Source organism: Endozoicomonas sp. ONNA2 (assembly GCF_024606365.1).
Taxonomy (GTDB): Bacteria; Pseudomonadota; Gammaproteobacteria; order Pseudomonadales; family Endozoicomonadaceae; genus Endozoicomonas.
The window spans coordinates 1-2,163 of the sequence record NZ_JAHHPO010001078.1; the positions used below are offsets into that span (position 1 = coordinate 1).

The window sequence follows — 2,163 nt, forward strand, 5'->3', positions numbered from 1 at the left end:
GCTTATCGCAGATTACCACGTCCTTCATCGCCTCTGACTGCCAAGGCATCCACCGTGTACGCTTAGTCACTTGACCATATAACCCAAAACGATCTGTTTCAGGTTCGCTTCCCGTTACCCGCTACCCGCGGCCCGTAAAAGCGATGGTAAATAACTACCTTAACGATCTTCAGTCATCAACTGGCTACTATTAACTGACCACTGACAACTGAACGCCATACACATTAGCTATGATTGTTTCCAATCAAAACTTGAGAGTGTCTCAGCAAGAATTTTCTTTAAAAGACGCAAGTCTTTTAAATCAATTCAGCTTAATTTGGATTCCACATTGTTAAAGAACAAAAAAATACCAACCGTCAACTGGCCACTGCCAACTGTCAACTGGTAATCAAACAATTCGTGTGAGCGCTTATGGACGTCGGTATTCGTTTAAGGAGGTGATCCAGCCCCAGGTTCCCCTAGGGCTACCTTGTTACGACTTCACCCCAGTCATGAATCACTCCGTGGTGATCGTCCTCTTGCAAGCAAGTTAGACTAACCACTTCTGGAGCAACCCACTCCCATGGTGTGACGGGCGGTGTGTACAAGGCCCGGGAACGTATTCACCGTGACATTCTGATTCACGATTACTAGCGATTCCGACTTCATGGAGTCGAGTTGCAGACTCCAATCCGGACTACGATGCACTTTGTCAGATTAGCTCCACCTCGCGGCTTGGCAACCGTCTGTATGCACCATTGTAGCACGTGTGTAGCCCTGGCCGTAAGGGCCATGATGACTTGACGTCGTCCCCACCTTCCTCCGGTTTGTCACCGGCAGTCTCCCCAGAGTGCCCGACCGAATCGCTGGTAACTGAGGACAAGGGTTGCGCTCGTTGCGGGACTTAACCCAACATCTCACGACACGAGCTGACGACAGCCATGCAGCACCTGTCTCTGCGTTCCCGAAGGCACTCTCTTGTCTCCAAAAGATTCGCAGGATGTCAAGGCCAGGTAAGGTTCTTCGCGTTGCTTCGAATTAAACCACATGCTCCACCGCTTGTGCGGGCCCCCGTCAATTCATTTGAGTTTTAACCTTGCGGCCGTACTCCCCAGGCGGTCTACTTATCGCGTTAGCTGCGTTACCCGTCGTACAAGACAACCGACAACTAGTAGACATCGTTTACGGCGTGGACTACCAGGGTATCTAATCCTGTTTGCTCCCCACGCTTTCGTACCTCAGCGTCAGTATCAGGCCAGAGTGTCGCCTTCGCCACTGGTGTTCCTTCCTATATCTACGCATTTCACCGCTACACAGGAAATTCCACACTCCTCTCCCGTACTCCAGCCACCCAGTTTTGGATGCAGTTCCCGGGTTGAGCCCGGGGCTTTCACATCCAACTTAGGTGGCCGCCTACGCACGCTTTACGCCCAGTAATTCCGATTAACGCTCGCACCCTCCGTATTACCGCGGCTGCTGGCACGGAGTTAGCCGGTGCTTCTTCTGTGGGTAACGTCACAGCCAAAGGGTATTAACCTTCAACCTTTCCTCCCCACTGAAAGTGCTTTACAACCCTAGGGCCTTCTTCACACACGCGGCATGGCTGCATCAGGCTTGCGCCCATTGTGCAATATTCCCCACTGCTGCCTCCCGTAGGAGTCTGGGCCGTGTCTCAGTCCCAGTGTGGCTGATCATCCTCTCAGACCAGCTACGGATCGTCGCCTTGGTAGGCCTTTACCCCACCAACAAGCTAATCCGACGCAGGCTCATCCGATAGCGCAAGGTCAGCGAACTGATCCCCTGCTTTCCACCGCTCATAAAGAGCTGGTGCGTATGCGGTATTAATCCGGATTTCTCCGGGCTATCCCCCACTACCGGGCAGATTCCTACGTGTTACGCACCCGTCCGCCGCTCGTCGGCAAAGAGCAAGCTCTTCCCGCTACCGCTCGACTTGCATGTGTTAGGCCTGCCGCCAGCGTTCAATCTGAGCCATGATCAAACTCTTCAGTTTAAATTTTTCATGCGAAAAACTTATATGCTCAATAGAACTTACTGCAAATTAACGAGTATGTTTGCTTGAGCGTCGCATTTAACTATTAACAAAAGGTGATAGCCTTTTGTAACCGATGCAATCGCACAAGCGCCCACACGAATTGTCTGATATCTTGTTAAAGAACGTTTGCT

Annotated in this window: 2 rRNA genes; both read right to left on the reverse strand. The window is 51.5% G+C overall.

From position 1 onward, the window contains the following. Nucleotides 1-76 (reverse strand): 23S ribosomal RNA (locus KDK14_RS19240); the annotation flags it as partial. A 354-nt stretch (nucleotides 77-430) separates the two neighbouring features. Further along, a 16S ribosomal RNA gene (locus KDK14_RS19245) occupies nucleotides 431-1,990 on the reverse strand. Nucleotides 1,991-2,163: the final 173 nt, after the last annotated feature.